This is a genomic window from Nocardia sp. CDC519 (assembly GCF_059509835.1).
In genome coordinates this window covers 6,185,198-6,211,115 of the sequence record NZ_CM183377.1, presented here as the reverse complement: position 1 = coordinate 6,211,115, position 25,918 = coordinate 6,185,198, and the positions used below count along the sequence as shown (strand labels likewise).

Here is a 25,918-nt window from a genome sequence, read left to right as displayed (position 1 = left end):
CGGTCTGACTGCCCATTGACCGGACGGGCCATGGCGGGTTCGATGGCAGTGCGGAGGTCATGGCTCCTGGTGGCGTCGCCGAAGAGGCTTGCTACCTCCGGGCGAGCTTGCGGCGCCAATCGCGACCGATCTGGCTGGACCGAATCGAACAGCAGTGGCGATTTACACCATCGAAGAAGGGGTCGTCATGTTCTTCTACAGTCACTCCGGAGCTGCCGCATCAGGGAAACTGGATGCCTCGGGTAACTACGTCAACCTGAAGGACTATCCAGCCGGTCAATTCGGACAGTGGCACTTTATTGTGCCCGCCGACGGTCAGCGGCTCTTCTTCCACAACTATCAAACGACACAGTCCGCTTCGGGAGAGATCGATGCCGCGGGTAACTATGTCAACCTGAGAGACTTTCCCGCGGGACAATTCGGTCAGTGGGCGGTGGTGCCGCTGGGCGATGGCCGGCTCTTTTTCTACACAGCGGTTACCGGGGCCGGCGCGGTCGGGAAACTCGATGCCACCGGCGACTACGTCAACCTGAAGGACTTCCCACCCGGAAAATTCGGAAAGTGGACGCACATCGTTCCGGTTGGCCGGAACAGACTCTTCTTCTACAACGTTCAGACTCGGGGAGCTGTCACCGCCGAGATCGACGACTCGGGTGAGTATGTCAACCTGATGGATTTCCCGGCGGGGCACTTCGGCCCGTGGTGGATGATCGCGCCCGCCGGTGGCAACCGGCTCTTCTTCTACAACGGGTACCAGCAACCGTGGGCTGCGTCCGGTGAGATAGCTAGCTCTGGCGACTATGTCAACCTGAAGGACTTTCCTCCCGGGCAATTCGGGCATTGGACCCACGTTGTTTCCGTCGACGATGATCGGCTCTTTTTCTACAACAGCGGTCATTCCGATTCGCATCTCCAGGGGGCCGGCGCCTCCGGCGAGCTCGATACCGCCGGTGACTACGTGAACCTGAAGGACTTCCCTCCCGGACAGTTCGGAAAGTGGAGCATCATCGTGGGCTGAGAATGGTCATACCTCCCGAAGCCGAGACGATCCGAACGACGGCACGACCACCCGTGCTGTCGGCAGCATCCGGGCCATGCCGAGATGGGGCAGGGCGTGAGCTGGGTCGCAGCGGCAAGAGGGTGGTATGAGCGAGTGCGAGCGATCGGGTGGCAAACCGGGCGTGGCGTACAGAGGACCGGGGGTTTCGTGTTACCGTGAAGACCCGTGGGTCAAACACGGATTCAGGCGCGAACTGCCACCAAACACATCTTCGTCAGCGGTGGTGTCGCCTCCTCACTCGGTAAGGGTCTTACCGCCTCCAGCCTCGGTCAACTGCTGACCGCGCGGGGACTGCGGGTCACGATGCAGAAGCTCGACCCGTACTTGAACGTCGATCCGGGCACCATGAATCCGTTCCAGCACGGAGAGGTGTTCGTGACCGAGGACGGTGCCGAAACCGACCTCGACGTCGGACACTACGAACGCTTCCTGGACCGGGATCTGTCCAGGGACGCGAATGTGACGACAGGGCAGATCTATTCGTCGGTCATCGCCAAGGAGCGCCGCGGTGAATACCTCGGTGACACGGTGCAGGTGATCCCGCACATCACCGACGAGATCAAGGCGCGCATCCTGGCCATGCGCGGCCCGGACCTGCAAGGTCAGGAACCGGATGTGGTGATCACCGAGATCGGTGGCACCGTCGGCGACATCGAATCGCAGCCGTTCCTGGAAGCCGCCCGGCAGATCCGCCACGACGTCGGCCGCGACAACGTCTTCTTCCTGCACGTCTCGCTGGTGCCGTACCTGGCGCCGTCGGGGGAACTCAAGACCAAGCCCACCCAGCATTCGGTGGCCGCGCTGCGCAATATCGGCATCCAGCCCGACGCGCTGATCCTGCGCTGCGACCGCGAGGTCCCGCAGTCGCTCAAGAGCAAGATCGCGCTGATGTGCGACGTCGAGGTCGACGCCTGCATCTCCACCCCGGACGCCCCCTCGATCTACGACATCCCCAAGGTGCTGCACCGCGAGGGCCTGGACGCCTATGTGGTGCGCAAGCTCGGTCTGCCGTTCCGCGATGTGGACTGGACGGTGTGGGGCGATCTGCTCGATCGGGTGCATTCCCCGCGCGAAACCGTTGAGGTCGCGCTGGTCGGCAAGTACGTCGATCTGCCCGATGCCTACCTGTCGGTCACCGAGGCGCTGCGCGCGGGCGGATTCGCCTCGCGGGCCAAGGTGCAGATCCGCTGGGTGCAGTCCGACGACTGTGAGACCCCGGCCGGAGCGCAGGCCGCGCTGCGTGACGTGGACGCGGTCCTCATCCCCGGCGGGTTCGGTATCCGCGGAATCGAGGGCAAGGTCGGCGCCATTCGCTACGCCCGCACCCGCGGACTGCCGCTGCTCGGGTTGTGCCTCGGCTTGCAGTGCATGGTGATCGAGGCGGCGCGTTCGGTGGGGCTCACCGACGCCAACTCCGCCGAGTTCGAGCCCGACACCACCCACCCGGTCATCTCCACCATGGCCGACCAGGAGCAGGCCGTGGCCGGGGAAGCCGATCTGGGCGGCACCATGCGCCTGGGCGCCTACCCGGCGGTGCTGGCAAAGGGTTCGGTGGTGGCGCAGGCCTACGGCACCACCGAGGTCTCCGAGCGGCACCGTCATCGCTACGAGGTGAACAACGCCTACCGCGACAAGATCGCCAAGAGCGGACTGAAGTTCAGCGGCACCTCACCCGACGGGCATCTGGTCGAGTTCGTCGAGCTGCCCGCCGACAAGCACCCGTTCTTCGTCGCCACCCAGGCCCATCCCGAACTCAAGTCGCGCCCGACCCGGCCGCATCCGCTGTTCGCGGCGCTGATCGCGGCAGCCTTGAAATACAAGGCGGCCGAACGGCTTCCGGTCGACATTCCCGGTGAGGAATTGGCCAATGCGGGTGATCAGGCCTCGTAGATGAGCGACAATTCCACCGTGCCGGGTAGCCACGACTTCGAGACCGTGTCCAGCCGGACGGTGTATTCCGGCGCGATCCTGGCGTTGCGGCTGGATCAGGTGGCCATGCCGGACGGCCGGGTCGTCGAACGGGAAGTGGTCGAGCATCACGGCGCCGTCGCCGTGGCCGCGCTGGACGACGACGACAACATCGTGCTGATCCGCCAGTACCGTCATCCGCTGGGCATCCGGCTGCTCGAACTTCCCGCCGGGTTGCTCGACATCGACGGCGAGGACCCGCTCGAAGCGGCCAAACGTGAGTTGGCCGAGGAGACGGGCCTGGCCGCACGCGAGTGGTCGGTACTGGTGGATGTGGCGTTGTCGCCGGGTTTCACCGACGAGGCGCTGCGGGTGTATCTGGCCCGTGGGCTCTATGACACCGAGCGCCCCGAACCCGAGCACGAGGAAGCCGATCTGGAGTTGGTGCGGATGCCGCTGGAGCAGGCGGTGCGGGCCGCGCTGGCCGGCGAGATCGTCAACGCCACCGCCGTGGCCGGTGTGCTCGCGGTGTCGGCGGCACGGGCGCAGGGACTGGCCCCGCGTGCGGCGGACGTGCCATGGCCCGGGCAGCCGACGGCGCTGCTGGGCAGGCAAGCACGCCGGGCGCAGGACTGACGGGCCGCCACGGTGCGGGAGGTGGACGCCTACCTCGACCATCTGGCCGTCGAGCGGGGCGCCGCACGCAACACCCTGTCCGCCTATCGGCGTGATCTGGAGCGGTACCGGGCCTTCCTGGCCGGTCGCGGCATCGGCGATCTCGATGCCGTCGCGGAAGGCGATGTCGCCGAGTTCGCCATGGCGCTGCGTTCCGGCGGCGCCGGGCATCCGCCGCTGGCTGCGGGATCGGTGGCCCGGGCGCTGATCGCCGTCCGTGGCCTGCACCGGTTCGCCACCGCCGAGGGCATGACCAGCACCGACGTGGCGCATGCGGTGAAACCGCCGGCCCCTGGGCGCAGGCTGCCCAAGGCGTTGCCCTATGACGAGGTGCTGAAGCTGCTGGAAGCGGCGGGCGGTGATTGCGGCACCAGCGGTGAGGGGGTGGCGCGCGGACTGCGGGACCGGGCGCTGCTGGAACTGTTGTATTCCACCGGGGCCCGGATCTCGGAGATGGTCGGGCTCGATGTCGACGATCTCGATATGCCCGAGCGTGCGGTGGTGTTGCGCGGTAAGGGCGGTAAACAGCGCATCGTGCCGATCGGGCGTCCGGCGCTGGCGGCCGTGGATGCCTATCTGGTGCGCGGCCGCCCGGTGCTCGCGGCGCGTGGGCGCGGCAACGCGGGTGCGTTGTTCCTGAACGCACGCGGTGGACGACTGTCGCGGCAGAGCGCATGGCAGGTGTTACAGAGCGCGGCCGAACGTTCGGGGATCGGCGCCAGCGTCTCCCCGCACACGCTGCGGCATTCGTTTGCCACGCATCTGCTCGACGGCGGCGCCGACGTGCGCGTTGTCCAAGAACTACTCGGCCACGCCTCGGTCACCACCACGCAGATCTACACCCTGGTGACCGTCAAGACCCTGCGCGAGGTCTGGGCGACTGCCCATCCGCGCGCGACATGAGCGCCGCCGGATTCACCCGCTCCTGGCGGCTTCGACCAGGCGCCGAGGGCCGGTCCGGCGGGAAAGGTCACCGGTTCGACAGTGCTCCGCAATGGCAATGACAACGAACAGGTAGCGTTTTGTTATCCGTGACGCGGCGTGGCGTCGCGAACACGCCGGTCGGACTCGCGGCACTCGGGGACGAACTAGCGGTAGCGTCTACCGAGAGCTGGACCATCCGAAAGTGAGGTCGTGCACTGATCGGCCTCGCTACGCTCGGCGGGGAACGGGCAGGAACGTATAAGGAGCAGCGGATCGTGACGACAGCCGGAGCGGCAGAGCCGCCGATGGGTGCTGGGACGGAGCCGCTTACGGACGCCGGCGCGGGACTCGACGCCGACACCGGAACCCCCTCGGTGTGGGGCAACGCCGTGGAAGCGGCGCCGGTGCCCGACGATGTCGAGCTCGGCCCCACCGGACGTCCGTTGCGTCTGGTTCCCGAACCGCCCGCCGTGGCACCCGGCGGTGAGGCCCTGATCATCGCCATGTGCAATCAGAAGGGCGGGGTCGGCAAGACCACCTCCACCATCAATCTCGGTGCGGCGCTGGCCGAATACGGGCGCAAGGTGCTGCTGGTCGATCTCGATCCGCAGGGCGCGCTCTCGGCCGGGCTCGGCGTGGCCCACCACGACCTCGACCTCACCGTGCACAACCTGCTGGTCGGTTCGAAGGTCTCCATCGACGACGTGCTGATGCAGACCAGGGTCGAGAACATGGATCTGCTGCCCAGCAATATCGATCTGTCGGCGGCGGAGATCCAGCTGGTCAACGAGGTCGGCCGGGAGCAGACCCTCGGGCGGGCCCTGGAATCGGTGCGCTCGCGCTACGACTACATCCTCATCGACTGCCAGCCCTCGCTCGGACTGCTCACGGTGAACGCGCTGGCCTGCTCCGACGGTGTGATCATCCCGATGGAATGCGAGTACTTCTCGCTGCGCGGGCTCGCCCTGCTCAACGACACCGTGGAGAAGGTGCGTGACCGGCTCAATCCGCGTCTGAGCCTCTACGGCATCGTCGTCACCATGTTCGATGCGCGACTGCTCCATTCGCGGCAGGTCATGTCCCGCGTGGTGGAGGTGTTCGGTGACCTGGTGTACGACACCGCGATCTCGCGCACCGTGCGCTTCCCCGATGCCAGCGTCGCAGGCGAGCCGATCACCACGTGGGCCCCGAAATCCGGTGGCGCGGAAGCCTATCGGGCGATGGCGCGGGAAGTCATCCACCGGTCCGGCCGGTGACCGGAGCGTCCGAGCCAGCACTGTCGACCAGCACCGATAACCCAGGCTCCACCGATTCGACCGCGAGCAGCGAACCCGGCTCGGCTGTGAGCACCGAGCCCGGCTCGAGTGCGGGCACCGAACCTGGCTCGAATGCGGGCACCGAGCCCGGCTCGACCGTGGGCGCCGAGCCTGATTCGACTACGAGCGCCGAAGCCGGCTCGAATGCGGGCTCGGAGCCCGGCTCGACCGTGGGCGCCGAGCCCGGGTCGGCCACAGGCACCGAGCCCGAGCGCCCGTCCGGATTCCATCTGCGGCTGAGCAACTTCGAAGGCCCCTTCGATCTGCTGCTGACCCTGATCAGTCAGCGTCGTCTCGACGTCACCGAGGTGGCGTTGCACAAGGTGACCGACGAGTTCATCGCCTACACCAAGGCGTTGACGGCGGACCTGGCCGAGCAGTCGGGGCTGCGCGCGGACAAGATCCTCGATCAGACCACCGAGTTCCTGGTGGTGGCCGCCACCCTGCTGGATCTGAAGGCGGCGCGGCTGCTGCCGTCGGGGGAGATGACCGACGCCGAGGATCTGGAACTGCTCGAGGCGCGCGACCTGCTCTTCGCCCGGCTGCTGCAGTACCGGGCCTTCAAGCAGGTCGCCGAACTGCTCGGGGAGCTGGAGGCGGCGGCGCTGCGCCGGTACCCGCGCGCCGTGGGGCTCGAGGACCGCTTCACCGACCTGCTGCCAGAGGTGACCCTGGGTGTGGACGCCGCCGGGTTCGCCGAGATCGCGGCGGCGGCGTTCCGGCCGCGGCCCGTGCCGACGGTGGGTCTCGACCATTTGCACGCGCACGCCGTCTCGGTCGCCGAACAGGCCGCGATCGTGCTCGAACGTCTCGAGGAGCGCGGTGCGGGCGGGTGGACGACCTTCGCCGAACTGGTCGCCGACTGCGGTGCGCCGATCGAAATCGTAGCGCGCTTCCTTGCCTTGCTGGAGCTCTATCGCGGCAAGAGCATCGAGTTCGATCAGCCCGATCCGCTCGGCCCGCTGGCGGTGAGCTGGATCGGCGATCAACCCGAGGACGGGCAAGCAGATAACGTGGTGACCATCGAAGAGGACTACGGATGACCGAGGCAGTGGCAGAGTTCACCCCCGAACCCCTCGACGACGACGAATTCCGCTCGGCGCTCGAGGCGATTCTGCTCATCGTCGACACTCCCGCCCCGGTAGAACAGCTGGCAGCGGCCCTCGACGACAGTGCCGAGCGGGTCGAGCGCACCCTGCGCGAGATGTCGGCCGAGCTGTCGGCCCGGCGCTCCGGGATCGATCTGCGTTTCGCCGGTGACGGGTGGCGCTTCTATACTCGCAGCGAGTACGCACCGTATGTCGAACGGCTGCTGCTCGACGGCGCCCGGTCGAAACTGACCAGGGCCGCCTTGGAAACGCTGGCGGTGGTGGCATACCGCCAGCCGGTGACCCGGACCAGGGTCAGCGCGGTGCGCGGCGTGAACGTCGACGGCGTCATGCGCACCCTGCTGGCCAGAGGGTTGATCGCCGAAGCAGGCGTCGACCCGGAGACCAACGGGACGCTCTACCGCACGACCGAACTGTTCCTGGAACGGGTCGGGCTGGCGTCACTGAGCGATCTGCCACCACTGGCGCCCCTGCTACCGGGCGTCGACCTGATCGATGAGATCAACGAGAGCCTGGAGACGGACCCCCGCTACACCAGGCTGAAGAAACCCGCCGAGGACGATCTGGACCTCGGCACCGAGGATTGACAGGACAACGTGAATACACCCGCTCGCCGAGATGGCACACCGGACCGTAGGAAACGTAACGACCAGCACCCGAGGGGTGGCCGCCCGATCGGCTCCCGTGATGCGCGTGCGGCCCAGCGCGGGGTCACCCCGCGGGGCGCCGCGACGGGTGCGGACCCCCGGCGCGGCACCAGTGGATCGGCAGGCGCCCAGCGCGGTGGCTCCGCGGCCCCGTCGCAGCGCGGCGCGCAGGGCGCGGCCCGCAGGCCCGACCGCGCGCAGCCGCCCCGCAAGAACAAATCCGCCAAGCCGCAGCGTCAGACCGCCTCGTCGCCGCAGCTGAGCAATGCCAAGCCCGCCAAGCGCCAGCACGTCGAGCCGGCTCCGGGCGCGCACACCAAACTGCCCTGGGGTGAGGGCGAGCGTTTGCAGAAGGTGCTGGCCAAGGCCGGGGTCGCGTCCCGGCGCGCCGCCGAGGACATGATCGCGCAGGGTCGCGTCGAGGTCGACGGCATGATCGTGCGCGAGCAGGGCCTGCGCATCGACCCGCAGCACGCCGTGATCCGGGTGGACGGCACCCGGGTGGTGGTGCGCGAGGAGCTGGTGCACCTGGCGCTGAACAAGCCCAAGGGCTGGCAGTCGACGATGTCGGACGATCTGGGCAGGCCCTGTGTGGGCGATATCGTCGCCGAACGCATCGCGGCCGGGCAGCGGTTGTTCCACGTCGGACGCCTGGACGCCGACACCGAGGGCCTGCTGCTGCTCACCAACGACGGCGATCTGGCGCACCGGCTGATGCATCCCTCGTTCGAGGTGTCCAAGACCTACCTGGCCACCGTCAACGGTGAGGTGCACCGCGCGGTCGGCAAGCAGCTGCGCGACGGCGTCGAACTGGAGGACGGCCCCGCCAAGGTCGACCGCTTCCAGGTGCTCGATATCGGCGAGGGACGTTCGCTGGTCAAGATCGTGTTGCACGAAGGGCGTAAGCACATCGTGCGCCGGCTGCTGGACGCGGTCGGCCATCCGGTGACGCGGCTGGTGCGCACCGATATCGGCCCGGTGGCGCTGGGCGATCAACGACCGGGCACCCTCCGGGTGCTGGGTCGCGATGAAATCGGCAAACTCTACGAGGCGGTGTCGTTGTGAACAGTGTGGACAGCGCGGTCGAGGTGCCCGAACAGCTGTCGGGGTCCTCGTCGCTGGTGGTGGCGATGGACGGGCCGTCGGGGACCGGCAAGTCCAGCGTGTCGCGCCGGCTCGCCGCACGTCTGGGCGCCCGCTATCTCGACACCGGCGCCATGTACCGGGTGGCGACGCTGCGCGTGCTGCGCGCGGGCGTCGACCTCGGCGATCCGGCCGCCATCGCGGCCGCGGTGGTGGACCTGCCGCTGACCATCGGCACCGACCCCAGCCATGAGCTGATCCAGCTCGACGGCGCCGACGTCTCCGCTGAGATCCGCGGCGACGCGGTCACCAAGGCGGTGTCGGCGGTGTCGGCGGTGCCCGAGGTGCGCGAGGCACTGGTCGCCCTGCAGCGTGAGATCGCGGTATCGGCCGGCCGGATCGTGGTCGAGGGCCGCGATATCGGCACCGTCGTGCTGACCGACGCCGACGCCAAGATCTATCTGTCCGCTTCCGCCGAGGCGCGGGCCCAGCGGCGCAATCAGCAGAACATCGCCGAGGGCCGGGGTGACGACTACGCCGCGGTGCTGGCCGACGTGCAGCGCCGCGACACCCTCGATTCCACCCGCAAGGTGTCCCCGCTGCGTCCGGCCGCGGACGCGGTGCTGGTCGACACCAGCGAACTGAGCATGGACGAGGTCATCGACGAGCTGTACCGCGTTGTCGCGCAGCAGGTTTCGGTGCGCACGACGGGAGAGGCCAAATGACCGAGGACGTGCTCGCCGGCGACGGCGTATGGAGCGACGAATCCGAATGGGAGATCACCGATCTCGACGGTGACCTGGAGGCGGGCGAACATATCGCGATGCCGACACTCGCCGTCGTCGGACGGCCGAACGTCGGCAAGTCGACGCTGGTCAACCGGATCCTCGGCCGCCGAGAGGCCGTGGTGGAAGACATTCCCGGCGTGACCCGCGACCGCGTCTCCTACGAGGCGAATTGGGCCGGGCGCCGATTCCTGGTGCAGGACACCGGCGGCTGGGAACCCGATGCCAAGGGCCTGCAGCAGTCGGTGGCCAGGCAGGCCGAATTGGCGATGAACACCGCCGACGCGATCCTGCTCGTCGTCGACGCCACCGTCGGCGCCACCGCGACCGACGAGGCCGCGGTGAAGGTGCTGCGCCGGTCCAAGACGCCGGTCATCCTGGTCGCCAACAAGGTCGACGATCAGCGGGTGGAGGCCGATGCCGCCACGCTGTGGTCGCTCGGACTCGGTGAGCCGCGCATGGTGTCGGCCGCCCATGGCCGCGGCACCGGCGATCTGCTCGACGACGTGCTCGAGGTGCTGCCGGAAACCCCGCGTGAGGGCACCGGCGGGACCGGCCCGCGCCGCGTGGCGTTGGTCGGCAAGCCGAACGTCGGCAAGTCGAGCCTGCTGAACAAGCTGGCAGGCGATGAGCGGTCGGTGGTGCACGACGTCGCCGGAACCACCGTCGACCCGGTCGACACCCTGGTCGAATTGGGCGGCAAGATCTGGAAGTTCGTCGATACCGCGGGTTTGCGCCGCAAGGTGTCCACCGCCAGCGGTACCGAGTTCTACGCCTCGCTGCGCACCAAGTCGGCGCTGGAGGCCTCCGAGGTGGCGATCATGCTGATCGATGCCTCCCAGCCGATCACCGAACAGGACCTGCGGGTGATCAGCCTGGTCGCCGATTCCGGTCGCGCGCTGGTGCTGGCGTTCAACAAGTGGGATCTGGTCGACGAGGACCGCCGCTTGCAGTTGGAGAAGGAGATCGACCGCGAGCTGGTGCGGGTGCCGTGGGCGCAGCGGGTCAATATCTCCGCGCACACCGGCCGGGCGGTGCAGAAGCTGGTGCCCGCGATGGAGACGGCGCTGGAATCCTGGGACAAGCGGATTCCGACGGGCCGGTTGAACAACTGGCTCAAGGAAGTCGTCGCCGCGACTCCGCCGCCGATGCGCGGCGGGCGGCTGCCGCGCATCCTGTTCGCCACCCAGGCGACCACACGTCCGCCGACGTTCGTGCTGTTCACCACCGGCTTCCTGGAGGCGGGCTACCGCCGCTTCCTGGAGCGCAGGCTGCGTGAGGAGTTCGGTTTCGCCGGTTCGCCGGTGCGGATCTCGGTGCGAGTGCGCGAGAAGCGGCCACGGAAGTAGTGCTGCGGCCCGTCCGCACCGGGACGGGCCGTGCCCTTGCTCGGTCGCGGCTGCCGGCTCAGGCGTCGAGATCGCTGGCGACCATGCCGACGATCTTGTCCAGCGTCGGCTGATCATCGCTGCTGACCACGACCTCGGTGCCGCAGGTGGCGCCGAGGGTCATGATCATCAGCGACGAGCCCGCATCCACGGGCTCACCACCGGGCAGGGCCAGGGTGACCGGGACGCCTGCCGCGGCAACGGCCTCGGCGATCAACGCGGCGGGGCGGGCGTGCAGGCCGATCGAGGAACCGACGGTGACGGTGGTACTCGGCATTTCTTCTCCTTGGTGGGGTGGATACGAGTGTGCAGCGTGGACGGGGTGCGCGGTGCGGCTTTCGGGTGCTCAGGCGGCGACGAGCGCGGTATCGGTGCTCGTCGGGGCCCGGCCGAAGGACTTGGCGGCCGTGACGCAGGCCGCGGCGGTGACGGTGCCGGCCGCGATGGCGACCAGATACCAGGCGATCTGCCCGACGGCGAAGAAGACGAAGATGCCGCCATGCGGTGCGCTCAGCGTCACCCCGGTTGCCATCACCAGCGCCCCGGTGACCGCGCCGCCGGCCATCATCGACGGGATCACCCGCAGCGGGTCGGCGGCCGCGAACGGGATGGCGCCTTCGGAGATGAACGAGGCGCCCAGCAGCCAGGCGGCCTTGCCGTTCTCGCGTTCGGCGGGAGTGAACAGGCCCGGCCGCAGCACGGTCGAGGCCAGCGCCATGGCCAGCGGCGGCACCATGCCCGCCGCCATGACCGCGGCCATGATCTTCAGCGTCGCCGGATCGGTCACCGACAGGCCCGCCGCGGCGAACGAGTACGCGGCCTTGTTGACCGGGCCGCCCAGGTCGAAGCACATCATCAGGCCGAGGATGACGCCGAGCGCGACGGCCGAGGTCCCCGACAGTCCGTTGAGCCAATCGGTCAGGCTCTCGGTCACCACCGCCAGCGGTTTGCCGAGCACGGTGAGCATGAGCAGCCCGACGATGAGCGAGGCGAACAGCGGGATCATCACCACCGGCATCAACCCACGCGCCCACTGCGGCACCGGAATCCGGCTCACCCACAGTGCCGCGAACCCGGCGATCAGACCACCGACCAGGCCGCCGAGGAACCCCGCCCCGACGAAGAGGGCCACCGCGCCCGCGGTGAAACCCGGTGCCAGACCGGGCCGGTCGGCGATGGCGAAGGCGATGTAGCCGGCCAGCGCAGGCACCAGGAAGCCGAACGCGAGCGAACCAAGCTGATACAGCACCGCACCCAGATAGGTGGCCAGTCCGCCCGGCGGTAGCGAGGTGAGTGAATTGTCCAGCACGATCGAGGACGCGTTGTCGGCGATCTCGTAGCCGCCGACCAGGAAACCGAGTGCGATCAGCAGCCCGCCCGCCGCGACGAACGGAATCATGTAGCTGACGCCGGTGAGCAGGATCTGGCGTAACCGGGTACCCCAGCCCAGTGCGGCGGGCTCGGGTTCCGGTGCCGTGGTTGTCGTCGCGGCGGCCGCGGCGGGATCGCGGGCCACGCGCAGCGCATCGGCGATCATCGCGTCGGGCTCGTTGATGGCTCGCTTCACCCCGGATTCCACAATGGGCTTGCCCGCGAACCGCTCCCGGCCCTTCACCCCGACATCGGTGGCCAGGATGACGGCGTCGGCGGCGGCGATGGTGGCGGCCGAGAGCGGGGTGGTGCCGCTGGACCCCTGGGTTTCTACCTGAACCCGCACCCCGGCCCGCTCACCCGCGGCCACCAGCGCGTCGGCGGCCATGTAGGTGTGTGCGATGCCGGTGGGGCAGGCGGTGACGGCGATGATCGAGCGAGTGGCGGCGCCGACCGATCCAGCAGCCTGTTCGGCCGGAACTTCTTCGGTGGCAGTGGGTATCGCCGGTGCCGCGGTGGCATTCGTGCTGTCGGATGCGCCGTTGTCGACGCCGGCGGTCCCGCTACCCGCAGACGATCCTGGCGGAGCTACGGCGCCGACCGAAGAGGTGGCCCCTGCGCCGGCCGCCGCTCCTGCGGGGTCGGTGGCCGTGCTGCCTGTCGGCGGAGCGAGCACCGAATCCACCAGTGCGACAACAGCATCAGCGCTGTCCGCCGCGCGCAGACTGCCGACGAACTCCGGTTTCACCAGTGCTCGCGCCAGGCTCGACAACAGCTTCATATGTTCGGCACCCGCGCCCTCCGGTGCCGCGATCAGGAACACGAGATCGGCGGGGCCGTCGGGGGCGCCGAAATCGACCTTCGGTGCCAGGCGCGCGAAACCGAGGGAGGGCCGCAGGACGGTGGCGGCCCGGCAGTGCGGGATGGCGAGGCCGTTCGGCAGCCCGGTGGCCGACTGCTCCTCCCTGGCCAGCGCCGCGGAGGTGAGCGCGGCCGCGTCCTCGGCGCGTCCGGCATCGGTGATCCGCTGTGCGAGGGCGGCGATCACATCCTGTTTCGAGGCGCCGAGATCGGCGTCGAGCGTGATCGTTTCCGGGGTGATGATCGAATCGGCCATCGCGGTGCGCCCTTCAGGAATGGGGGAGGAGGTCCAGCGCCGTGACGGACACGGCGTCGGGGTCGGTGTGGTGGGGACCGGGCAGGCCGGTGCCGGGCAGTGCGGTAGCCGCGCTGCCGTAGGCGACGGCGCGGCGTAGCCGGTCGGCGGGTGCGGCGCCGGCTAGATCGGCGAGCAGGTAGCCCGCGAGGGCGGAATCGCCTGCACCGACGGTGCTGCGCGGACGGATGGCGGGTGCGGCGGCATGCCAGGCGCCGTCGGCGGTGACCAGGACCGCGCCCGCGGCGCCGAGCGTCGCCAGCACCGCGCCGAAGCCGCGGTCGAGGAGTCCGGCGGCGGCGCGCGCGGCCACCAGGGGTTCTTCCAGCGTGTCGGCGGAAGTGCCCGTCAGCTGGGCGAGTTCGTCGGTATTGGGTTTGATCAGCTGTGGCGCCACCGACGTTCCGTCCGCGAGGGCGAGCAGTGGCGCGTCGGAGGTGTCGACGGCGATCCGGGTGCCGGGCATTCGGCGGATCAGCTCGACGTACCAGTCGGCGGGTACGGCAGGCGGTAGCGAACCCGAGAGCACCACCCAATCGGCTGCTGCCGCGAGCTCACTCAGGAGCGCGGCCAGCGCCTCCAGCGCGGCGGTGCTCAGTGGGTGGCCGGGCTCGTTGATCTTGGTGGTGGTGCCGTCGGCTTCGGCGACGGTGAGGTTGATCCGCGCCGAACCGGCGGTCGGCACGCTGCGATGCTCGATCCCGGCCTCGGTGAGCGCGCGCAGCAGCGGATCGTCGGCGTTGCCGGGCAGGACGGCGACGGTGGGCACGCCAGCGGCGGCGACCACCCGGGAAACGTTGACGCCCTTGCCGCCCGGATGGGTGGCGACGCCGCGTGCCCGGTGCACCGCCCCGCGCAGCAGCGGTTCGGCCAGGGTGACGGTGCGGTCGATACTCGGATTCGCGGTGAGTGTGACGATCACGCGGCATCCTCCGGGCATGATCGGGCGCCCTCCGTGGTTACGCACGCTGCCTCCTCCGGGCGCTGACCGATCATGCCGCTACCACCTCGATGCCGCTGCCGGTGAGTTCGTTGCGCACCGAGGCCGGAATACCGGAATCGGTGACCAGCACGTCGATCTCGTCGATGCCGGCGAAGCGTACGAAATCCTCGCGGCCGATCTTGGACGAATCGGCGACCACCACCACGCGATGGGCACTGGCCACCATGGCCCGCTTGACCGCCGCCTCGTCGACGTCCGGGGTGGACAGACCGTGGGCCGGGGTGAGCGCGTTGGTGCCGATGAATGCGGTATCGACCCGCATCCCGGCCAGCACGCGCAGCGTCTCCGCGCCGACGGCGGCCTGGGTGACCCCACGCACCCGCCCGCCGAGCAGATGCAACTGCACGCAGGCATGGCCGCTGAGCCTGGTCGCCACCGGCAGCGAGTTCGTCACCCCGACCAGCTCGCGGTCGGCAGGCAGCAGCGCCGCGACTCGTGCGGTGGTGGTGCCCGCGTCGAAGAGCACACTGCCGCCGGTGGGTGGCAGGAATTCCACGGCGGCCTTGGCGATGCGTTCCTTTTCGGCGGTGTGCGTGGTCTCGCGTTCGGAGGTGCCCAGTTCGATCGCGGTGAGGGCGGCGGCAGGGACGGCTCCGCCGTGCACCCGGCGCACCAGACCCATCCGGTCCAGCACCGCGAGGTCTCGCCGCACGGTTTCACTGGTGACGCCGTACTGCTCGGACAGATCGGTCACCGAAACGCGACCGCGCTGCCCCACCAGGGTGGCGATGGCCTGCTGCCGCTCCTCTGCGTACATCCCGATCCTCCTGCGAATGTTGGTTTATGTTGTTTTACGTCTGAGTGTGTTGCTTTGTCAATGGTTTGGAGTAGTCTGGATCACATCCACTCGATGGCTGATATGAACACCACAGTCCGATTTCGGTGCGAAGGAGACCGCAAATGACCCGATTGCAGCAGGTAGAAGCCGTTGAATCGGTTCTGCGCGGAACACCGGCGGTGCCTGGCGTGGCGGCCGCGCCCGCGGTTCGCCCCCATTCGCGGGTGGCAGTGGATGCCCGATCGGACACAATCGCCGAGTCCGATCGGGCATCGGAGATCACCGCCCTGCACTCGGCCGCGGAGACGGTCGCGCAGCGGCTGCGGGCCCGGTCGAGTGCGGCGAGCGGGGCCGCGGCCGAGGTACTCTCGGCGAACGCCGCCATGGCCACCGATCGCGGTTGGCTCGGCGCGGCCGAGAAGCTGATCGCCACCGGCGTCGCCGCGCCTGCCGCGGCCGCCGCCGCCACCGAACAGTTCGCGGCGATGTTCACCAAGGTCGGTGGGGTGATGGCCGAACGAGTCACCGATCTGCGCGATGTGTGCGATCGGGTGGTGGCCGAAATACTCGGGCTGCCCGAGCCCGGCGTCCCCACACCGGATCGTCCGTCCATCCTCATCGCGCGCGACCTGGCGCCTGCCGATACCGCGGGCTTGGACCCCACCCGCATCGTCGGGCTTGCCACCTCGCTCGGCGGCGCGACCAGCCACACCGCGATCATCGCCCGTCAGCTCGGTATCCCGTGCGTGGTCGCGGTGACCGGCCTGGACGAGGTCGAAGCCGGCACCGAGCTGCTGATCGACGGCGCGGCGGGCACCGTCACCGTCGACCCGGAGCCGGCTCGCGCGCTGGCCGCTGTCGCCGACTACCGCACGACGGCCACCAGAAACGCGCGCTGGACCGGTCCCGGCGCCACCAGCGACGGCCACCGCGTGGACATTCTCGCCAACGTCCAGGACGGCGCAGGCGCGCGGGCGGCGACCGAGACACCGGCCGAGGGCATCGGCCTGTTCCGCACCGAATTGTGTTTCCTCGACCGCGATTCCGAACCATCCGTGCAGGAGCAGGCCGGAATCTACCGCGAGGTGCTCGACGCCTATCCCGCCGCGAAAGTGGTGATCCGAACCCTGGACGCAGGCTCCGATAAGCCCCTGCGTTTCGCCGATCACCCCGAGGAAGCCAACCCGGCGCTGGGTGTGCGCGGAATCCGCATCGCCGCCCGCGACAGCGGCATCCTGGACCGTCAGCTCGACGCCATCGCCGCCGCGGCCACCGGCCGCGCCACGCCACCCATGGTGATGGCCCCGATGATCGCCACCGTCGGTGAAGCGCGCGCGTTCGCGAGCAAGGTCCGCGACCGGGGGTTGATCGCCGGGGTGATGATCGAGGTGCCCGCCGCGGCGCTGCTGGCCGAGGCCATCCTGGCCGAGGTCGATTTCGTGTCGATCGGCACCAATGATCTCGCGCAGTACACGATGGCCGCCGACCGGATGTCGCCGGATCTCGCGGCGCTCACCGATCCCTGGCAGCCGGCCGTGCTGGCCCTGGTCGCCCGGACCGCCGCCGCGGGCAGCCAGGCGGGGAAACCGGTGGGCGTGTGTGGTGAAGCCGCCGCCGACCCGCTGCTGGCGTGCGTGCTGGCCGGGCTCGGTGTCACCTCGCTGTCCGCGGCCGCGCCCGCGGTCGCCGGTGTCGGGGCGCAGCTGTCGGCGGTCACGCTGGCCGAGTGCGGGGCCGCGGCCGCCGCCGTGCTCGACGCGACCGACCCGCATGACGCGCGGGAGCGTGCGCGGCGAATCCTGCACTGAACTCAGGGAATACGCTCGCCGGCGACGACCGATGCGCTGCCATCCGGCTACGCCGACACGCACCCTTCGAGCGTGGCGTCCTGTAAGACCGTGAGGACATCGGTGATCTCGCCGCGCGCGTGGAAGGCCTCGCGCTGACGGTGTGCCCCGTTCCCGCGCTCGAGCACCACCCCGATCGTCTCGTGGACGAAGTCGCCGACGCCCAGTGCCGTCAGCGCCGGGTCGATCCGATCGAGCAGCTCACCGAGCAGCGTGCGCATGGGCGCCACCCGGCAGTCGATCGGGTCGACGCCGTCGCCGTCGAGCCCCGAGCGAGCGGCCTTCCAGTACGCGGCTCGCAGCACCTCCGCCGACACCATCGGCGCGGTACGGCCGCGGTCGAGGTCGGCGCGAGCAGTCATCACGGTGGCCCGTACCAGGGTGGCGAGCATGGCCGTCTCGGTCACCGTCGCCGGCATATCGCTGACCCGAACCTCGACGGTGGGAAAGGTGATCGAGGGCCGGATATCCCAATAGACCATTTTCTTGTCCAGAATGCTGCCGCTGGACAACATCATGTCAACCATCGCGTCGTAGCCGTCGGCATCGGCGAAATACGGCGGCGGCCCGGCGCTGGGCCAGCGCCGCCACAGCACGCTGCGCCAACTGGCGTAGCCGGTATCGGAGCCGCGATAGATCGAGGAATTGGCGGTGAGCGCCAGGAAGATCGGCAGCGACGGCCGCAGGAAATTGCTGACCTGGATGGCCGTTTCCCGATCGGGAATCCCGACGTGGATATGGCAGCCGCACAGGCCCTGTTCATGGGCGAGCATCCCGAAATTGCGGGCGATCCGCTGGTAGCGCGGAGTGTCGGTGACCGGGAATGCCTCGGGGACCGTCGGCGGAATCGCGACCGCGAGCAGGCGGGTGTCGTGTTCGCGAGCACAGGCGGCCACCCCGCCGCGCAGCGTACGCAATTCGGCGAGCAATTCTCCGGTATGGGTGTGCACGCCGGTGCACGTCTCCACTTGGCAGCGGGTCAGTTCCAGTTGCAGATCGATACCGATGTCCTTCGCGGACTGGGCCACCTCGACGTTTTTCGCCGCCGGTGCGCCGCTGTCCGGATCCGCCAGGAGAAATTCCTCTTCAACGCCGACTGTCGATGAGGCCGCGTCCATTCTCGTAGGTTACTCGCCTCCCTCGCTGCCCGCGCCGACATAATTCCCGGCCGATCGGGTAGGCCAGCCAACATGGATCATGCACGAGCACCTTTGCTCGATGCGCTGGCCGAGTACCGGCGCGCGGGCAGATACGGGTACACACCACCCGGCCACCGGCAGGGGCGCGGTATCGACAAGAGGGTCGCCGAGACCATCGGTATCGACGCCTTCCGCTCCGACGTGCTCGCCGGGCCGGGCCTCGACGATCGGCTGATGCGCGGGGGATATCTGGCCGATGCCGAAGCGCTGATGGCCGACGCGGTCGGCGCCGAGACGACCTTCTTCTCCACCTGCGGCAGTTCGCTGTCGGTGAAGGCGGCGATGATGGCGGTGGCCGGCGGCAAAGACGGCGGGCTGCTGGTCGCCAGGGACAGCCACAAGTCGATCGTGGCCGGGCTGGTGTTCTCCGGGGTGCAACCACGCTGGATCACGCCCCGCTGGGATGCCGAACGGCATATGTCGCATCCGCCGTCACCGCAGCAGGTGCGTGAGGCCTGGGAACGCCATCCCGACGCGGCGGGCGCGCTCGTCGTCAGCCCGAGCCCGTACGGCACCTGCGCCGATCTGGCCGGCATCGTCGAGGTCTGTCACGAACGGGGCAAGCCGCTGATCGTGGACGAGGCGTGGGGCGCGCACCTGCCCTTCCATCCCGACCTGCCGACCTGGGCGATGGACGTGGGCGCCGACGTCTGCGTGGTGAGCGTGCACAAGATGGGCATGGGCTTCGAACAGGGCTCGGTGTTCCACGTGCAAGGCGATCTCATCGACCGTTCGCTGCTGAGTGCCTGCGCGGACCTGCTGATGACCACGAGCCCCAACGTGCTGATCTATTCGGCACTGGACGGCTGGCGCAGGCAGATGGTGCAGGAAGGCCACGAATTGCTCGGCGCCGCACTGCGAGTCGCCGAACGCGCGCGCCGCGAACTGGATCGGATCCCCGGTATCGAGGTCCTCGACGACGTGCTGCTCGGCCATCAGGCCTCCCATGATCTGGACCGGTTGCAGGTGCTGATGGACATCGAGAACACCGGCGCCACGGGGTATCAGGCCGCGGACTGGCTGCGCGAACATCGCCTGCTCGACCTCGGTCTCAGCGATCACCGCAGAATCCTGGCGACACTGTCCATGGCCGATGACGACACCAGCATCGACGCACTGGTGGAGGGGATACGGGCCTGGCGTGAGCAGCTCGATCCGGCCGACGCGGCGCCACCGATCCGGCTGCCGTCACCATCGGAGATCCAGCTCGACACGGTCATGTTGCCGCGCGATGCGTTCTTCGGCCCGCAGGAATCGGTGCCCGCCGACGAGGCGGCAGGCCGGATCGCCGCCGAGCAGCTCACCCCGTACCCACCGGGCATTCCGGTGGTGGTACCGGGCGAACTGATCGACGACGCGGTGGTGGACTATCTCCGTTCCGGGGTGGCGGCCGGAATGAACGTCCCCGATGCCGCCGACCAGTCGCTGCGCACCATCCGCGTCGTCTCACGACGCTGATCGGCCACCGGCATTACACGTGATCGACGAGCGCGTCGTGGCCGGCCCGGCGGGCGCAATGCGCACAGCAGTAGACCTGCTGGCCGGCCTCGACGCCGTGCCCGAGCACTCGGCACCCGCAGTGCGCGCAGGCGGGTGCCAGCCGGCTCGCGGCGCATTCGAAACTGTCGAACGTCCACGACTGCCCGTCACGACTGACCGTGAAGCTCTTGTCGTAGTCGTTGCCGCAGGTATCGCAGATCGCCATGGTGATCAACTCAAACGCTTGGCGAGCAGAGCCTTGGCCTGCTCGGCGCCCTTACGGCTCTCGCCCTGGGCGCGACGGAAGAATTCGGCCAGCTCGGTGTCGCCGGCGCGTTCGGCGTCCTGGCTGTAGACCTCCATCCGCAGCGCGTTGCTCATCGACGCCTCGGCGAACCAGATGAGGTTGTAGTCCTTGTCCTTGGTTCCGGTGATGTGCCCGGTTTCCTGTTCGATGGCCATTGTTTTCCGCACCTCCTGGGCGGTTGTGATCGTCATCGGTGATGACCTCGACGGCGCATTTCGCCGTCACCGAGGCGCTACCCGGCGCCCGCCAGAACAAACACCGGGGCCGTGATGGCGGACACCCTCGGATTGAGCCCGCTCATACCGGGTATGCGGCGACTGTCCAGCAGGAACCGATCACACGGAGGTGACAATCGTGTCGGAGTCCAACAGCGGTCCCCGCGAGGGCGTTGAAGGCGTCGTCGAAGGTGTCAAAGGCAAGGCCAAGGAGGCCGCAGGGACGGTACTCGGCAACGATGAGCTGCGCGATGAAGGCCGGGCGCAGCAAGAGAAGGCCGATTCTCAGCGCGAGGCCGCCAAGAAGGAGGCCGAAGCCGAAAAGCAGCGTCGTGAAGCCGATCTCGACGAGGCGCGACAGCGTTCGCATCAAGGCGAGTAAGCCGTCCGATCCGAATCGGTGGTAACGAACAGCGGTTGCCGTGGCACTGTGCCCGGCAACCGCTGTCGTCTGCGGACAGGTTTTTCGAATCGCGCGGCGGTTTAGTGCGCGTTCACGGGGGAAGCCGCCCCACGACAGGGTTTGCCTCGACCAGCCTGGAGGGCCCACCGTGGACGAACGCACCGAACAGCCGACCGAGACGTCACCGATCGAGGACGCCAAGAGCGAACAGTTGCAGCCGGTCAGACAGGACCGTGACCGCGGCTACCTGACCACCCAGCAGGGCGTGCGCGTGGACCACACCGACGACGCGCTCGCGGCCGGTGAGCGCGGCCCCACCCTGCTCGACGATTTCCACGCCAGGGAAAAGGTCACCCATTTCGATCACGAACGCATCCCCGAGCGGGTGGTGCACGCCCGCGGCGCAGGCGCCTACGGCTTCTTCCGGCCCTATGACAGCTGGCTCGCCGATTACACGGTCGCGAAATTCCTCACCGAACCTCAGGTGCGTACGCCGGTGTTCGTGCGGTTCTCCACCGTCGCAGGCTCGCGTGGCTCGGCCGACACGGTGCGCGACGTGCGTGGTTTCGCCACCAAGTTCTATACCGAGCAGGGCAACTACGACCTGGTCGGCAACAACTTCCCGGTGTTCTTCATCCAGGACGGCATCAAGTTCCCCGACTTCGTGCACGCGGTGAAACCCGAGCCGCACAACGAGATTCCGCAGGCGCAGTCCGCACACGACACCCTGTGGGATTTCGTCGCCGAACAGCCCGAGTCGTTGCACGCGATCATGTGGTTGATGTCGGACCGGGCGCTGCCGCGCAGCTACCGGATGATGCAGGGCTTCGGCGTGCACACCTTCCGTTTCGTGAACGCGGAGGGGAAGGGCACGTTCGTGAAGTTCCATTGGAAGCCGCGCCTCGGCGTGCATTCGCTGCTGTGGGATGAATGCCAGCAGGTCGCCGGCCGCGACCCCGACTTCAATCGGCGCGACCTGTGGGACGCCATCGAGGCCGGCGATTTCCCCAGCTGGGAACTGGGTGTGCAGTTGGTGCCAGAGGACAAGGAGTTCGATTTCGACTTCGATCTGCTCGACTCCACCAAGATCATCCCGGAGGAGCAGGTCCCGGTGCGCCCGGTGGGGGAGATGGTGCTCAACCGCAACCCCGACAACTTCTTCGCCGAAACCGAGCAGGTCGCCTTCCACACCGCCAATCTGGTGCCCGGCATCGATTTCACCAACGACCCGCTGTTGCAGATGCGCAACTTCTCCTACCTGGACACCCAGCTGATCCGGCTCGGCGGCCCGAACTTCGCGCAACTGCCGGTCAACCGCCCGCTGGCCGATGTGCGCAACCATCAGCAGGACGGGTACGGCCAGCACGCGGTACCGCGCGGGGAAGCGTTCTACACCAAGAACACCATCGGCGGCGGCTGCCCGGCGCTGGCCGATGCCGACGTCTTCCGGCACTACACCCGCCGGGTCGACGGTGAGACCCAGCGGATCCGTGCGGAAAGCTTCAAGGAGTACTACCGGCAGCCGCGGATGTTCTGGCGCAGCATGTCGCCGCCGGAGGCCGAGCACATCGTGGCGGCCTTCGGCTTCGAACTCGGCAAGGTCCGGCGAGTGGAGATCCGCTCCCGGGTGCTCGACCACCTGGTGCGCATCGATCCCGGTTTGGCGAGCCGGGTCGCGGTCGAACTCGGGCTGCCGATCCCCGACGGCGAAAGCGTCGACGACGTGCAGGTCTCACCTGCCCTGTCGCAGTTGAACCTCGCACCCGACACCATCGCCACCCGCAAGATCGCGATCCTGGCCGCCGACGGCGCCGACTCGACCGGCATCGACATCCTCCGATCCGCGCTGGCCGAACGGGGCGCGACGGCCGAAGTGCTGGCCCCGCACGGCGGGCGGCTGCGGGCCGACGGCTCCGGCGATCCGGTGCTGGTGGATCGCGCCCTTCCGACGATGGCCTCGGTGCTCTACGACGGTGTGATCGTCGCCGGTGGCGGCGACTCCGCGGGGACGCTCGCCGAATCCGGCCCGGCGGTGCACTTCGTGCTGGAGGCGTTCAAGCACGCCAAACCGGTCGGTGCGGTCGGCGCGGGCACGCAGGTGCTGCGGGCCGCCGGCCTGCCCGGTGAGTTGAACCCCGGTGAGACCGACTTCGCCGTGGACGGTGTGGTGGTCGCCGCGGCCGAGGGCGCGAGCATCCCGGACGGATTCGTCGCCGCCTTCGCCGAGGCGCTGGCCGGGCATCGCCTCTGGCAGCGCGTCACGGATCGAGTTCCCGCCTGATCGTGTGACAGGGGCAGGTTCGCATGCCAGAATGGGGTCCAGGTTGAGACTCCAGCCGACCCCGGTTCCACGGCCAGAATGTTCGTAGTTCGGTAGCGGTGGTTGTCTCTCCGTCGTCGAGCTCGCCATTTCGGCCGTCGCTCCGTCCCCGCTCGCGGGTACGGAGACGAATCGGAAGCCCCTGTCCAACAGGAGGATTCGATGTCGTTGGTGACCGAACATCAACACGCCGAAGAACTACACCGGCTGGCCAGGCCCCAGCACGGTCGCGATATCCGGCGGTTGACCCAGCAAGACGGTATTCGCCGCGGTTGCGCCGTCGCCCGGGTGGAAGGCGAACTCGATGCCGCACTCTACGACGACTTCTACGACCTGCTGTGCAGGTGCATGCACACCGACCGCTCGATCGTCGTTCTCGATCTACGGGCCGCCGGCTTCATGAGCATCCGGTCGGCCGCGTTGCTGGTCTGCGCGAAGTCCGATGCGGCCGCGCGTGGGCTCGACCTGCGCCTGGTGTGCGGCCGCAAGGAAGTCGAGCGAGTGCTCGAGGTGACCGGAGTCCGCCCCCTGTTCCGCTATTACCCCACCATGCAGGCAGCGCTCGGCGGCTGACCTGTGCGATCCCACCACCACCGCCGACCTGCGGCGGCATCCTCGCCCGCCGAATTGATGGCATGTGTGGACTCCACAGTCGATAATCGAGCGGTGACGGACAATGGATCGGTCTCCGCGAGCGGAATCGACACCGATGACACCGAGGCGTTCGAACATCTCGCCGAAACCAGCTGCGTCGAAGACGTCGGCGGTTTCCGGTTCTGGTTCGACGAGCAACGCTGGGAATGGTCCGACGAGGTGGCTCGGATGCACGGCTACGAGCCGGGCGCTGTGACCCCGACGACCGAGCTGCTGCTCGACCACAAACACCCCGACGACCGTGGCTACGTGGCCGACCTGCTCGACCACGCCCTCACCGACGGGGAACCGTTCTGTAGCAAGCACCGCATCATCGATATCGAGGGCCGCACCCACCATGTGATCGTCGTCGCCGACACCATGACCGACGACGGCGGCGGAGTAGTCGGCACGGCCGGCTACTACATCGACGTCACCGAGACCCTCGAGGAACAGCGCAGGGAAACACTGGACGACGCGCTGCCGGAACTGCTGTCCGCGCGCGCGATCATCGAACAGGCCAAAGGCGTGCTGATGCTGGTGTACGGCATCAGCGCCGACCAGGCGTTCCGGGTACTGACCTGGCGTTCGCAGGAAACCAACGTCAAGGTGCGGGCGCTGGCCGCGCAATTGATCGCCGAGCTGCCCACGCTGCGCAGCGCGCCGCCGCGGCTGCGTTCGGAGTTCGATCATCTGCTGCTCACCGTGCATCAACGCATCCCCGGATAGTCCGCGCCGCGCGTTTCGCGCGGATGATGCCGGGTAAGCGAGCAGATGACACCCGATCAGGGCGGACAAGGTGGTGCGCATGACCGAGCATGTTTCCCGCATAACCGCGGACCCCACGACGACGGTGGGTGTGCGTGTGCCCGCGGAACTGGGCCAGCTGCTGATGTTGCGCGCACTGACCGAAACCGTCTCGTTGATCGCGGACTTCGCCCTGGACGAGGTCACCGATATCCGCCTCGCGCTCGACGAGGTGGCGACCTCGCTGATTCTGGACGCCGTCCCCGGCTCGGAACTCACCTGCGATTTCAGCTATGGCGAAAATCGGATGACCGTCGCGGTGACGTCGGTGGCGGCCACCGAAGCGGTGGGCGAACGGCACAGCTTCGGCTGGCACATCGTGCGCACCCTGACCGAGTCGATCAGCACCGAGCAACATCCCTTCGACCAGAACGCAGGCGGATACCCCACCACGGCGCGCTTCACGTGGGTGCGCGGGGGCTCCGATGGCGGCTGAGCGGCAGCGGCCTCGTCAGGCCCGCCGCCATTCCGGCGAGGACAGCTACGACCACATCGAGCCGCTGCTGGACAAACTCGCCGCAATCCCCGGTGACGATCCTCGCCACGACCGGATGCGCGAGGAGATCGTCGACCGCTGCCTGCCGCTGGCCGAACACATCGCGCGCAAGTTCGCCGGGCGCGGCGAAATGTTCGAAGACCTGCTGCAGGTGGCGCGGGTGGGCCTGCTGCATGCGATCGACCGGTTCGATCCCGTGCGTGGATCGTCGTTCCTGTCCTTCGCGGTCCCGACGATCATGGGCGAGGTCCGCCGGTACTTCCGCGACAACACCTGGTCGGTGCGAGTTCCGCGGCGGGTCAAGGAGATTCAGCTCACCATCGGACCCGCCACCGACAAACTCTCGCAGCGATTGGGCCGGATGCCGCGGGCCAGAGAACTGGCCGAGGAACTCGGCGTCGACCTGGTCGAGGTGACGCAGGCCTTGATCGCGGGCAACGCCTACCAGAGCTCCTCGATCGACACGGTGACCGGCGGCGATGATTCCGAAAACGCGCCGCTGCCGCTCACCGAATCGCTCGGCGTGGAGGAGCCGTCCTACCAATACGTCGAGGACTATCTTGCGGTTCAGCCGTATATCGCCGAGCTACCCGAACGAGAGCAGCAGGTGCTGCGCATGCGGTTTTTCGAATCGATGACCCAGAATCAGATCGCCGAACAGCTCGGCGTCTCCCAGATGCACGTATCCCGCATCCTGTCGCGCACCCTGGACTGGGTGCGCGAGCAGGCGTTGCGCGACTGAATGTGGCCGGCTCACACCGGGGTCGGTGGCATCGGATCAGGTGACGGGCCCGGGTCCGGTGGCGGCGGGATCGGCGGCGTCGGCGGATCGCCCGGTCGCGGGGCAGGCGGCACCGGCTCGGGTTCGGGAATCGGAGCCGGTGGCGGGGCAGGGGGCACCGGATCGGGTTCGTGCGGGGGAATCGGTTGGGTCAGCTGGTCGGTTCGCACGCCGGCTCCTTCGTCTCGCGGGTCTGCCGGGAGGGGGCTGGTCGGTGATCATCGGTGA

25 protein-coding genes are annotated in these 25,918 nt (G+C 68.4%); 18 read left to right on the top strand and 7 right to left on the bottom strand.

Annotated features, from left to right (window positions below; genetic code table 11):
* The first annotated feature begins 154 nt into the window (after nt 1-154).
* The 10 genes from AC5W7N_RS28285 to der all read left to right on the top strand — a co-directional run bounded on the left by AC5W7N_RS28285 (nt 155) and on the right by der (nt 10,856).
* Nucleotides 155-1,018, top strand: a complete 864-nt coding sequence (locus AC5W7N_RS28285; RefSeq protein ID WP_163812536.1) for a hypothetical protein — start codon at nt 155-157, stop codon at nt 1,016-1,018.
* A 207-nt stretch (nt 1,019-1,225) separates the two neighbouring features.
* Entirely contained in the window at nt 1,226-2,950 is a 1,725-nt protein-coding gene (pyrG, locus tag AC5W7N_RS28280) for a CTP synthase (RefSeq protein ID WP_051016407.1), read from the top strand.
* The gene (locus tag AC5W7N_RS28275; protein ID WP_194992414.1) at nt 2,951-3,604 is read left to right on the top strand and encodes an NUDIX domain-containing protein; all 654 of its coding nucleotides are present in this window, start codon (nt 2,951-2,953) and stop codon (nt 3,602-3,604) included.
* Nucleotides 3,605-3,616: 12 nt separating this feature from the next.
* Nucleotides 3,617-4,546, top strand: a complete 930-nt coding sequence (gene xerD / locus AC5W7N_RS28270; RefSeq protein ID WP_163812541.1) for a site-specific tyrosine recombinase XerD — start codon at nt 3,617-3,619, stop codon at nt 4,544-4,546.
* 326 nt (nt 4,547-4,872) lie between these two features.
* Nucleotides 4,873-5,823: a ParA family protein gene (locus AC5W7N_RS28265; protein WP_228807037.1), complete on the top strand. Its 951-nt coding sequence runs from the start codon at nt 4,873-4,875 to the stop codon at nt 5,821-5,823.
* Between the two features lie 230 nt (nt 5,824-6,053).
* Nucleotides 6,054-6,926 carry a segregation and condensation protein A gene (locus AC5W7N_RS28260; protein WP_163812918.1) on the top strand — a complete coding sequence of 291 codons (873 nt, stop codon included), beginning with the start codon at nt 6,054-6,056 and terminating at the stop codon, nt 6,924-6,926.
* Nucleotides 6,923-7,579 carry an SMC-Scp complex subunit ScpB gene (scpB, locus tag AC5W7N_RS28255; protein WP_163812543.1) on the top strand — a complete coding sequence of 219 codons (657 nt, stop codon included), beginning with the start codon at nt 6,923-6,925 and terminating at the stop codon, nt 7,577-7,579. Before AC5W7N_RS28260 ends, scpB begins: the two co-directional genes overlap by 4 nt.
* A 9-nt stretch (nt 7,580-7,588) precedes the next feature.
* Complete coding sequence (locus AC5W7N_RS28250; RefSeq protein ID WP_495922698.1) at nt 7,589-8,704, top strand: pseudouridine synthase; 1,116 nt, start codon at nt 7,589-7,591, stop codon at nt 8,702-8,704.
* A 65-nt stretch (nt 8,705-8,769) separates the two neighbouring features.
* On the top strand, nt 8,770-9,447 hold the full coding sequence (cmk, locus tag AC5W7N_RS28245) for a (d)CMP kinase (protein ID WP_495924222.1): 678 nt from the start codon (nt 8,770-8,772) through the stop codon (nt 9,445-9,447).
* A complete protein-coding gene (gene der / locus AC5W7N_RS28240) occupies nt 9,444-10,856 on the top strand; it encodes a ribosome biogenesis GTPase Der (RefSeq protein WP_163812547.1) in 1,413 nt (470 codons plus the stop codon). The genes cmk and der overlap by 4 nt, the downstream gene beginning before the upstream one ends.
* 58 nt (nt 10,857-10,914) lie before the next feature.
* Here the strand turns inward: der and AC5W7N_RS28235 are convergent, their stop codons facing one another.
* The 4 genes from AC5W7N_RS28235 to AC5W7N_RS28220 form a co-directional block, all read right to left on the bottom strand.
* Nucleotides 10,915-11,172, bottom strand: a complete 258-nt coding sequence (locus AC5W7N_RS28235) for an HPr family phosphocarrier protein (RefSeq protein ID WP_163812549.1) — start codon at nt 11,170-11,172, stop codon at nt 10,915-10,917.
* Nucleotides 11,173-11,241: 69 nt separating this feature from the next.
* Nucleotides 11,242-13,383 (bottom strand): PTS fructose transporter subunit IIABC, encoded by a 2,142-nt coding sequence (locus AC5W7N_RS28230; RefSeq protein ID WP_495922696.1) that lies wholly within the window; start codon nt 13,381-13,383, stop codon nt 11,242-11,244.
* Between the two features lie 13 nt (nt 13,384-13,396).
* Nucleotides 13,397-14,344 (bottom strand): 1-phosphofructokinase, encoded by a 948-nt coding sequence (gene pfkB, locus AC5W7N_RS28225; protein WP_495922695.1) that lies wholly within the window; start codon nt 14,342-14,344, stop codon nt 13,397-13,399.
* A gap of 70 nt (nt 14,345-14,414) precedes the next feature.
* Nucleotides 14,415-15,182 (bottom strand): DeoR/GlpR family DNA-binding transcription regulator, encoded by a 768-nt coding sequence (locus AC5W7N_RS28220; RefSeq protein WP_163812555.1) that lies wholly within the window; start codon nt 15,180-15,182, stop codon nt 14,415-14,417.
* Between the two features lie 143 nt (nt 15,183-15,325).
* Here AC5W7N_RS28220 and ptsP point away from each other — a divergent pair, with 143 nt between their 5' ends.
* Nucleotides 15,326-17,011, top strand: a complete 1,686-nt coding sequence (ptsP, locus tag AC5W7N_RS28215; RefSeq protein WP_495922693.1) for a phosphoenolpyruvate--protein phosphotransferase — start codon at nt 15,326-15,328, stop codon at nt 17,009-17,011.
* A 47-nt stretch (nt 17,012-17,058) separates the two neighbouring features.
* Here ptsP and AC5W7N_RS28210 read toward each other — a convergent pair whose 3' ends face one another.
* Nucleotides 17,059-18,168 (bottom strand): glutamate--cysteine ligase 2, encoded by a 1,110-nt coding sequence (locus tag AC5W7N_RS28210; RefSeq protein ID WP_495922691.1) that lies wholly within the window; start codon nt 18,166-18,168, stop codon nt 17,059-17,061.
* A 72-nt stretch (nt 18,169-18,240) separates the two neighbouring features.
* Between AC5W7N_RS28210 and AC5W7N_RS28205 the strand changes: the two genes are divergently transcribed.
* The gene (locus AC5W7N_RS28205) at nt 18,241-19,707 is read left to right on the top strand and encodes an aminotransferase class I/II-fold pyridoxal phosphate-dependent enzyme (protein WP_195007395.1); all 1,467 of its coding nucleotides are present in this window, start codon (nt 18,241-18,243) and stop codon (nt 19,705-19,707) included.
* Nucleotides 19,708-19,720: 13 nt separating this feature from the next.
* On the opposite strand, the gene AC5W7N_RS28200 is transcribed toward AC5W7N_RS28205, so the two are convergent.
* Nucleotides 19,721-19,954, bottom strand: coding sequence for a metallothionein (locus AC5W7N_RS28200; protein ID WP_163812563.1), 234 nt, complete (start codon nt 19,952-19,954; stop codon nt 19,721-19,723).
* A 5-nt stretch (nt 19,955-19,959) separates the two neighbouring features.
* Complete coding sequence (locus AC5W7N_RS28195; protein WP_163812922.1) at nt 19,960-20,190, bottom strand: hypothetical protein; 231 nt, start codon at nt 20,188-20,190, stop codon at nt 19,960-19,962.
* A 199-nt stretch (nt 20,191-20,389) separates the two neighbouring features.
* On the opposite strand from AC5W7N_RS28195, the gene mbp1 reads away from it, so the two are divergent.
* The 6 genes from mbp1 to AC5W7N_RS28165 all read left to right on the top strand — a co-directional run bounded on the left by mbp1 (nt 20,390) and on the right by AC5W7N_RS28165 (nt 25,651).
* Nucleotides 20,390-20,632, top strand: coding sequence for a microaggregate-binding protein 1 (mbp1, locus tag AC5W7N_RS28190; protein WP_163812565.1), 243 nt, complete (start codon nt 20,390-20,392; stop codon nt 20,630-20,632).
* A 208-nt stretch (nt 20,633-20,840) separates the two neighbouring features.
* Nucleotides 20,841-22,934 (top strand): catalase, encoded by a 2,094-nt coding sequence (locus tag AC5W7N_RS28185; protein WP_163812924.1) that lies wholly within the window; start codon nt 20,841-20,843, stop codon nt 22,932-22,934.
* Between the two features lie 201 nt (nt 22,935-23,135).
* Nucleotides 23,136-23,546 carry an STAS domain-containing protein gene (locus AC5W7N_RS28180; protein ID WP_163812567.1) on the top strand — a complete coding sequence of 137 codons (411 nt, stop codon included), beginning with the start codon at nt 23,136-23,138 and terminating at the stop codon, nt 23,544-23,546.
* Between the two features lie 93 nt (nt 23,547-23,639).
* Entirely contained in the window at nt 23,640-24,335 is a 696-nt protein-coding gene (locus AC5W7N_RS28175) for a PAS and ANTAR domain-containing protein (RefSeq protein WP_324197461.1), read from the top strand.
* Nucleotides 24,336-24,414: 79 nt separating this feature from the next.
* Nucleotides 24,415-24,849 (top strand): ATP-binding protein, encoded by a 435-nt coding sequence (locus tag AC5W7N_RS28170; protein WP_163812571.1) that lies wholly within the window; start codon nt 24,415-24,417, stop codon nt 24,847-24,849.
* Entirely contained in the window at nt 24,839-25,651 is an 813-nt protein-coding gene (locus tag AC5W7N_RS28165; RefSeq protein WP_495922687.1) for an RNA polymerase sigma factor SigF, read from the top strand. Before AC5W7N_RS28170 ends, AC5W7N_RS28165 begins: the two co-directional genes overlap by 11 nt.
* The last annotated feature ends 267 nt before the right edge of the window (nt 25,652-25,918 follow it).

Excerpts from the sequence above, each read along its gene's own strand:
- AC5W7N_RS28195 (WP_163812922.1), bottom strand. The coding sequence starts at position 20,190 with ATGGCCATCGAACAGGAAACCGGGCACATCACCGGAACCAAGGACAAG.
- AC5W7N_RS28220 (WP_163812555.1), bottom strand. The coding sequence starts at position 15,182 with ATGTACGCAGAGGAGCGGCAGCAGGCCATCGCCACCCTGGTGGGGCAG.
- AC5W7N_RS28210 (WP_495922691.1), bottom strand. The coding sequence starts at position 18,168 with ATGGACGCGGCCTCATCGACAGTCGGCGTTGAAGAGGAATTTCTCCTG.
- AC5W7N_RS28265 (WP_228807037.1), top strand. The coding sequence starts at position 4,873 with ATGGGTGCTGGGACGGAGCCGCTTACGGACGCCGGCGCGGGACTCGAC.
- AC5W7N_RS28205 (WP_195007395.1), top strand. The coding sequence starts at position 18,241 with ATGGATCATGCACGAGCACCTTTGCTCGATGCGCTGGCCGAGTACCGG.
- AC5W7N_RS28200 (WP_163812563.1), bottom strand. The coding sequence starts at position 19,954 with ATGGCGATCTGCGATACCTGCGGCAACGACTACGACAAGAGCTTCACG.
- AC5W7N_RS28230 (WP_495922696.1), bottom strand. The coding sequence starts at position 13,383 with ATGGCCGATTCGATCATCACCCCGGAAACGATCACGCTCGACGCCGAT.
- ptsP (WP_495922693.1), top strand. The coding sequence starts at position 15,326 with ATGACCCGATTGCAGCAGGTAGAAGCCGTTGAATCGGTTCTGCGCGGA.
- AC5W7N_RS28275 (WP_194992414.1), top strand. The coding sequence starts at position 2,951 with ATGAGCGACAATTCCACCGTGCCGGGTAGCCACGACTTCGAGACCGTG.
- der (WP_163812547.1), top strand. The coding sequence starts at position 9,444 with ATGACCGAGGACGTGCTCGCCGGCGACGGCGTATGGAGCGACGAATCC.
- AC5W7N_RS28165 (WP_495922687.1), top strand. The coding sequence starts at position 24,839 with ATGGCGGCTGAGCGGCAGCGGCCTCGTCAGGCCCGCCGCCATTCCGGC.
- AC5W7N_RS28180 (WP_163812567.1), top strand. The coding sequence starts at position 23,136 with ATGTCGTTGGTGACCGAACATCAACACGCCGAAGAACTACACCGGCTG.
- cmk (WP_495924222.1), top strand. The coding sequence starts at position 8,770 with ATGGACGGGCCGTCGGGGACCGGCAAGTCCAGCGTGTCGCGCCGGCTC.
- scpB (WP_163812543.1), top strand. The coding sequence starts at position 6,923 with ATGACCGAGGCAGTGGCAGAGTTCACCCCCGAACCCCTCGACGACGAC.
- AC5W7N_RS28235 (WP_163812549.1), bottom strand. The coding sequence starts at position 11,172 with ATGCCGAGTACCACCGTCACCGTCGGTTCCTCGATCGGCCTGCACGCC.
- AC5W7N_RS28170 (WP_163812571.1), top strand. The coding sequence starts at position 24,415 with ATGACCGAGCATGTTTCCCGCATAACCGCGGACCCCACGACGACGGTG.